The following is a 6,621-nucleotide window of genomic DNA, read 5'->3' on the forward strand; positions in this document are numbered from 1 at the left end:
CAGGTTCATTTCACGGAGCGTCCTGCATGTCCGGCAATACCTACGGCAAGCTGTTCACTGTCACCACCGCGGGCGAAAGCCATGGTCCGGCGTTGGTCGCCATTGTCGATGGCTGCCCGCCGGGCCTTGAGATTTCGCTGGAAGATCTGCAGCGCGATCTGGACCGCCGCAAGCCCGGCACCAGCCGCCACACTACCCAGCGTCAGGAAGCCGACGAAGTCGAAATTCTCTCCGGCGTATTCGAAGGGCGCACCACCGGTTGCGCCATCGGCCTGTTGATTCGCAACACTGACCAGAAGTCCAAGGACTACTCGGCCATCAAGGATCTGTTCCGCCCGGCGCACGCCGACTACACCTATCACCACAAATACGGCGAGCGTGATTACCGCGGCGGTGGCCGCAGCTCGGCCCGTGAAACCGCCATGCGCGTCGCGGCTGGCGCGATCGCCAAGAAGTACCTGGCCAGCCAGGGCATCGTCATTCGCGGCTACATGAGCCAGCTCGGCCCGATCGAAATCCCGTTCAAGACTTGGGATTCGGTGGAGCAGAACGCGTTTTTCAGCCCGGACCCGGACAAAGTGCCGGAGCTGGAAGCCTATATGGACCAGCTGCGTCGTGACCAGGATTCGGTCGGCGCGAAGATCACCGTCGTCGCCGAAGGCGTGATGCCGGGCCTCGGCGAGCCGATTTTCGACCGTCTCGATGCGGAACTGGCCCATGCATTGATGAGCATCAACGCCGTCAAGGGCGTGGAAATCGGCGCCGGTTTTGCCAGCGTTGCCCAGCGCGGCACTGAACACCGCGATGAAATGACCCCGCAAGGTTTCCTCAGCAACAACGCTGGCGGCATCCTCGGCGGTATCTCGTCCGGTCAGCCGATCGTTGCGCATCTGGCGCTCAAGCCAACGTCCAGCATCACTACGCCGGGCCGCTCCATCGACATCCATGGCAATCCGGTCGACGTCATCACCAAGGGTCGTCACGACCCATGTGTTGGCATTCGCGCCACGCCAATCGCCGAAGCGATGATGGCCATCGTACTGATGGACCACCTGCTGCGTCACCGCGGGCAGAACGCCGATGTGCGCGTGAGCACACCGGTGCTGGGTCAGCTTTGAATGGCTGATCTGAAAAACGCCGCAGTCTGATGGCTGCGGCGCTTCCGTACTGGCGGCTCTCCAGTTTCTATCTGTTCTATTTCGCCTTGCTCGGTTCGACAGCGCCATTTCTGGCGCTGTACTTCGATCACCTGGGTTTTAGCGCCGCGCGTATCGGCGAGCTGGTGGCGATCCCGATGCTGATGCGCTGCGTGGCCCCGAACCTTTGGGGCTGGCTCGGTGACTACACCGGGCGACGGCTGGCCATCGTGCGTTTCGGCGCGGTGTGCACGCTGCTGACCTTCTCGCTGATTTTCGTCAGCAAGACCTACGCCTGGCTGGCGATGGTCATGGCCTTGCACGCGTTCTTCTGGCATGCGGTGTTGCCGCAGTTCGAAGTCATCACCCTGGCGCATTTGCAGGGCCAGACATCGCGCTATAGCCAGATTCGCCTGTGGGGCTCCATCGGTTTCATCATTACCGTGGTCGCGCTCGGGCGCTTGTTCGAATGGTTGAGCCTGGATATTTACCCGGCGGCGCTGGTGCTGATCATGGCCGGCATCGTGCTCAGCAGCCTGTGGGTGCCCAATGCCCAACCGCCACCGGGCAATCGGGTGGCGGGAGAAGGCTTTCTCAAGCAGCTACTGAGCCCCGGTGTGCTGGCGTTTTACATCTGCGTTGCGTTGATGCAGATGAGTCATGGGCCGTATTACACCTTTTTGACGTTGCACCTTGAGCACCTGGGTTACAGCCGCGGCGTGATTGGCATGCTCTGGGCGGTTGGCGTGGTGGCGGAAGTCCTGATGTTCATGGCCATGAGCAAAATCCTCGCGCGTTTCTCGTTGCGTCGGGTGTTGCTGGCGAGTTTTCTGCTGGCGGCGTTGCGTTGGGTGTTGCTCGGTTCGCTTGCTGAGTATCTCTGGGTGCTGTTGTTTGCCCAGGTCCTGCATGCGGCGACGTTCGGCAGCTTTCATGCCGCTGCCATTTCATTCGTGCAACGTAGCTTCGGCGCGCGCCAGCAAGGGCAGGGCCAGGCGTTGTATGCCGCGATGGCCGGCACCGGTGGCGCAATGGGTGCGTTGTACTCCGGATACAGCTGGAATGCCCTCGGCGCGGCATTCACCTTTAGTATTGCCAGTCTCGCAGCCCTTGCAGCTGCCGTTATCATTGCCACCTGTATGCAAGAGGACAGGCCATGAGCCTTACCCGCAAGCATTCGATCCGTGAGCACTTGCAGCATGTTGAATCGTTAAGCCTGAATCTTTAAGGAGTTGCCCGGATGAGCAGCCTGTCCGTTTATCACGTCTCCAGCCCTGAAATTCCCAACAAGGTGCTGACCCATTTCGAAGACATCGCCTCGACGCTGGCCGAGCAAGGCGTGCGCTTCGACCGCTGGCAGGCCGCCACAAAGATCCAGCCCGGCGCCAGCCAGGAAGAGGTGATTGCTGCCTACCGGACGCAAATCGATCAGTTGATGACCGAGCGTGGTTACATCACCGTCGATGTGATCAGCGTCAATAGCGATCACCCGCAAAAAGCCGAATTGCGCGCCAAATTCCTCAACGAACACCGCCAGGGCGAGGATGAAGTTCGCTTTTTCGTGGCCGGACGCGGATTGTTTACCCTGCACATCGAGGATTACGTCTACGCCGTACTCTGCGAGAAAAACGACCTGATTTTGGTGCCGGCCGGCACGAAGCTTTGGTTCGACATGGGCGAGCACCCGCATTTCGTCGCAATTCGCCTGTTCAACAACCCGGAAGGCTGGGTGGCCAACTTCACTGGCGAAGACATCGCCGATCAATTCCCGCGTCTTGAGGATTGAGTGAATACCGCAAAGCCTGTAGGAGCGAGCTTGCTCGCGAAGAACGTAAGGACACCGCTGGGTATCAGGTTTCCAGCGTTATCGTTAACGACCATCGCGAGCAAGCTCGCTCCTACAGTTTTTTGCGGTAATCAGGTGAACTGCTTCAGAGCGAGTGATAAGTCGGTAACGCAAACCGTTGCTGACTCTGCAACATGGAAATCTGCGGCAGTTCGCTGGCCTGCTCGGCAAGGTCGCGGCGAATTGCACTGATGACCCACGACAGTTGATCGCCATTGTGCAATTGCTGGTAGGAAATCGAGCGTTTGAACTCTTTGCCTTCGCTGCCCCGCAAAGTCAGCAAAATCCCGCCGTCCGGGCGAGCCTGGGTGATGACTTCGAAGTTGGAGAACAAGGACGAAAATTTTTCCTGGATCAGGTTCATGTCTTTCAGCTCCGTGATGACTTGAATGGCAAGCATGCACAGAGGGTTGCAGTGATTGTGCCAGTATCCGTCTGCCTAAAAAATCGTTTAAAAACAATGATTTATGTTTTGTGCTGATTTTCACTTCCGTGCAATTTGCATGAAGGGCCATCGTGCATCCTGCATTTTGCAGGTTTGTCGGCATTTCGATGGAACCATTGCGCGCACCAGTGCTCCTGCTGATTTACACACCGCTGCGGATACAAAACATTTCAAAAACCGCGTGTACAGCTGAAGAACCGTTGACGTATTTTCGGGCTCAATCAACGCCGCCCGACAATAAAAGATCGAACGGGAGCAGTCATGAGGCGCACGTCAAGCGACACGATTACCTGGGGCATGATGCTCCGAAAGTTGCCTTCCATTGCCAAAGCCATCCCGCGCGTGGTGAAAGGAATGAAGGCCGCCAACGTCAAGGACCCGACCCAACCGTGTGGCTTGGGCTGGAGTTTTGAACAAGCCACCTTGCGCAACCCCGACGGCCCGGCATTGCTGTGTGGTGAGGTGAGACTGACTTATGCACAGGTCAATCAGTGGGCCAATCGCATCGCCCATCACTTGATCGACCAAGGCATCGGCAAGGGTGATGTCGTCGCGGTGTTCATCGAGAATCGCCCCGAACTGCTGGTGACGATACTGGCGGTGGCCAAGGTCGGCGCGATCAGTGCGCTGCTCAACACCTCGCAGACTCGCGACACCCTTGTGCACAGCGTGAGCCTGGTGGCACCGGTTGCCATAGTCGTTGGCGAGGAGCTGGTCCCGGCGTTTCTCGCAGTGCGCGAGCGGGTGTCGATCGAAGTGTCGCGCACCTGGTTTGTTGCTGATCAGGACTCCTGGATCCATCCGGGGATTGCTCCTCACGGGTTCATCAACCTGATGACCGCCAGCGTCGACGCCGCCAGTGACAATCCGGCCAGCAGTCAGCAGGTGTTTTTCGACGATCCCTGTTTCTACATCTACACCTCGGGTACCACGGGTTTGCCCAAGGCCGGGGTGTTCAAACATGGGCGATGGATGCGCAGCTCTGTCAGCTTCGGGATGGTCGCGCTGGATATGCGTCCTGCGGACGTCGTCTATTGCACCTTGCCGCTGTATCACGCCACCGGTTTGTGTGTGTGCTGGGGTTCGGCCATCAGCGGCGCCTCGGGATTTGCCATCCGCCGCAAGTTCAGCGCCAGTCAGTTCTGGAGCGATGTGCACAAGTACCAGGCGACGACCATCGGTTACGTTGGCGAGTTGTGCCGCTACCTGGTCGATCAACCGCGCAATGCCGACGACGCCAGACACAGCGTCAGGAAAATGATCGGCAACGGTCTGCGGCCCGGTGCGTGGGCCGAGTTCAAGACACGTTTTGCGGTGGACCACATTTGCGAACTGTATGCCGCCAGCGACGGCAACATCGGTTTCACCAATATTCTGAATTTCGACAACACCGTCGGTTTTTCTCTGATGTCCTGGGAGTTGGCGGCGTACGACCACGACAGTGGCGCGCCAATCCGTGGCGCCAATGGCTTCATGCGCAAGGTCGGCAAGGGCGAACAAGGGCTGTTGCTGGCGAGAATCGACGACAAGGCGCCGCTGGATGGTTACACCGACCCACAGAAAACCGAGAAAGTCGTCCTCCACGACGTGTTCGCCAAGGGTGATCGTTACTTCAACACGGGCGATCTGCTGCGCAATATCGGTTTTGGGCATGCCCAGTTTGTCGATCGTCTCGGCGACACTTACCGCTGGAAGGGCGAAAACGTCTCGACCACCCAAGTCGAGAACATCCTCCTGCAGTACCCGCAGATTTGCGAAGCGGTGGCCTATGGCGTGGAAATTCGCAACACCAATGGCCGAGCCGGCATGGCGGCCATCACGCCGGCCGAATCTTTGGCGACCCTGGATTTCAGCGAACTGCTGGCGTTCGTCCGGCAACAGTTACCCGCTTACGCAGTGCCGTTGTTCCTGCGGGTGAAAGTCAAAATGGAGACCACCGGGACCTTCAAGTACCAAAAAAACCGGCTCAAGGACGAAGCCTTCGATCCCGCCAGAACCGGCGACGACCCGATCTACGCCTGGCTGCCGGGAAGCGACACCTACGTGCAGGTCACTGAACAGGTGGAGATGGACATTCAGAGCGGCAAGCATCGTTATTGAAAACGGCGCTATTAAATATGGCTATGGGCCCGCAGTAGAAAAAAGAAGTGACAGTGCCTGTGCTGCTCTTGAAACTGTCGGCTTCGCGAATGACAGAAACCGGAGTATTCAATGTCAGATAAAAGCCGCCAGATGACCCCCGAAGAAGCCGCCGAGTTTGCCGAACAGGTATTCAACAAGGCGCGCGAGGGCGATGCGGCCATGATGGCTGCGCTGTTGAGTAAGGGCCTGCCGCCAAATCTGCGCAATCACAAGGGCGACACCCTGCTGATGCTGGCCGCTTATCACGGCCACGTGGACACCGTAAAAGTCCTGCTCGAACACAAGGCCGATCCGGAAATCCGCAACGATAACGGTCAAAGCCCGATTGCCGGCGCCGCATTCAAGGGTGACCTGGCGGTGATCAAGGCGTTGGTCGAAGGCGGTGCGCAGGTCGAAGGTTCGTCTTTCGACGGCCGGACGGCGTTGATGATGGCGGCCATGTTCAACCGCGTTGAAGTGGTTGATTACCTGATCAGCCAAGGTGGTGACCCGAAAGCGAAAGACGCCAATGGTATTACGGCGCTGGATGCCGCCAAGACCATGGGTGCTACGGATACTGTTGCGCAGCTGGAAAAGTTGCTGGGCTGATAGCTTGAAAGATCGCAGCCTGCGGCAGCTCCTAGACGGGATTGACGTACGTCTGTAGGTGCTGCCGCAGGCTGCGATCTTTTCGGGCTTGCGTTATCCTTCGCGCCCTCAATACTCCCTCGCTACAGGATCTGCCCCATGAAAGCTGCACTCGTCGAACTCATTAGCAAAATCAGCTCCGGGTGCATGGGCGATGATGAAATCCAGAAAGTCGCTGATGAAGCGGCTCAGGCTTACGCCGATCCAGAGGGTTTTCTGACGTCCAATCCGGACATCAACTACGACGACACCTTCCCGATCCCGCTGGGTGAGTGGGTTGTCGTCGGCAGCCTGCCTGAAACCGTGCTGTTCCAGGCGGATACCTACGTAGACTTGTTCGCCCAGATCGTCGCCTCGTTCGGACCAAGCATCGAATTCAACCTCAAGCCCAAGCAACTGGCCAAGACCGAAGCCCTGACCGCGCT

6 protein-coding genes and 1 pseudogene are annotated in these 6,621 nt (G+C 58.3%); 6 read left to right on the forward strand and 1 reads right to left on the reverse strand.

Annotated elements, in window-relative coordinates; all coding sequences use genetic code 11:
- The first annotated feature begins 26 nt into the window (after positions 1-26).
- The 3 genes from aroC (at position 27) to ACRESJ_RS05635 (ending at position 2,922) form a co-directional block, all read left to right on the forward strand.
- Complete coding sequence (aroC, locus tag ACRESJ_RS05625) at positions 27-1,118, forward strand: chorismate synthase (RefSeq protein WP_371049485.1); 1,092 nt, start codon at positions 27-29, stop codon at positions 1,116-1,118.
- 29 nt (positions 1,119-1,147) lie between these two features.
- On the forward strand, positions 1,148-2,296 hold the full coding sequence (locus tag ACRESJ_RS05630) for an MFS transporter (RefSeq protein ID WP_431757020.1): 1,149 nt from the start codon (positions 1,148-1,150) through the stop codon (positions 2,294-2,296).
- 80 nt (positions 2,297-2,376) lie between these two features.
- On the forward strand, positions 2,377-2,922 hold the full coding sequence (locus ACRESJ_RS05635) for a 1,2-dihydroxy-3-keto-5-methylthiopentene dioxygenase (RefSeq protein WP_431757021.1): 546 nt from the start codon (positions 2,377-2,379) through the stop codon (positions 2,920-2,922).
- 145 nt (positions 2,923-3,067) lie between these two features.
- Here the strand turns inward: ACRESJ_RS05635 and ACRESJ_RS05640 are convergent, their stop codons facing one another.
- Positions 3,068-3,346, reverse strand: coding sequence for a DUF3509 domain-containing protein (locus tag ACRESJ_RS05640; RefSeq protein WP_431757022.1), 279 nt, complete (start codon positions 3,344-3,346; stop codon positions 3,068-3,070).
- A 342-nt stretch (positions 3,347-3,688) separates the two neighbouring features.
- Between ACRESJ_RS05640 and ACRESJ_RS05645 the strand changes: the two genes are divergently transcribed.
- The 3 genes and pseudogenes from ACRESJ_RS05645 to ACRESJ_RS05655 form a co-directional block, all read left to right on the forward strand.
- Positions 3,689-5,527, forward strand: coding sequence for a long-chain-acyl-CoA synthetase (locus ACRESJ_RS05645; protein WP_431757023.1), 1,839 nt, complete (start codon positions 3,689-3,691; stop codon positions 5,525-5,527).
- Between the two features lie 111 nt (positions 5,528-5,638).
- Entirely contained in the window at positions 5,639-6,157 is a 519-nt protein-coding gene (locus ACRESJ_RS05650) for an ankyrin repeat domain-containing protein (protein WP_431757024.1), read from the forward strand.
- A 138-nt stretch (positions 6,158-6,295) separates the two neighbouring features.
- Positions 6,296-6,621 (forward strand): annotated as a pseudogene (locus ACRESJ_RS05655) (hypothetical protein); the annotation flags it as partial.

The organism is Pseudomonas sp., assembly GCF_050739655.1.
Classification (GTDB): domain Bacteria; phylum Pseudomonadota; class Gammaproteobacteria; order Pseudomonadales; family Pseudomonadaceae; genus Aquipseudomonas.

Excerpts from the sequence above, each read along its gene's own strand:
- aroC (WP_371049485.1), top strand. The coding sequence starts at position 27 with ATGTCCGGCAATACCTACGGCAAGCTGTTCACTGTCACCACCGCGGGC.
- ACRESJ_RS05630 (WP_431757020.1), top strand. The coding sequence starts at position 1,148 with ATGGCTGCGGCGCTTCCGTACTGGCGGCTCTCCAGTTTCTATCTGTTC.
- ACRESJ_RS05635 (WP_431757021.1), top strand. The coding sequence starts at position 2,377 with ATGAGCAGCCTGTCCGTTTATCACGTCTCCAGCCCTGAAATTCCCAAC.
- ACRESJ_RS05640 (WP_431757022.1), bottom strand. The coding sequence starts at position 3,346 with ATGAACCTGATCCAGGAAAAATTTTCGTCCTTGTTCTCCAACTTCGAA.
- ACRESJ_RS05645 (WP_431757023.1), top strand. The coding sequence starts at position 3,689 with ATGAGGCGCACGTCAAGCGACACGATTACCTGGGGCATGATGCTCCGA.
- ACRESJ_RS05650 (WP_431757024.1), top strand. The coding sequence starts at position 5,639 with ATGTCAGATAAAAGCCGCCAGATGACCCCCGAAGAAGCCGCCGAGTTT.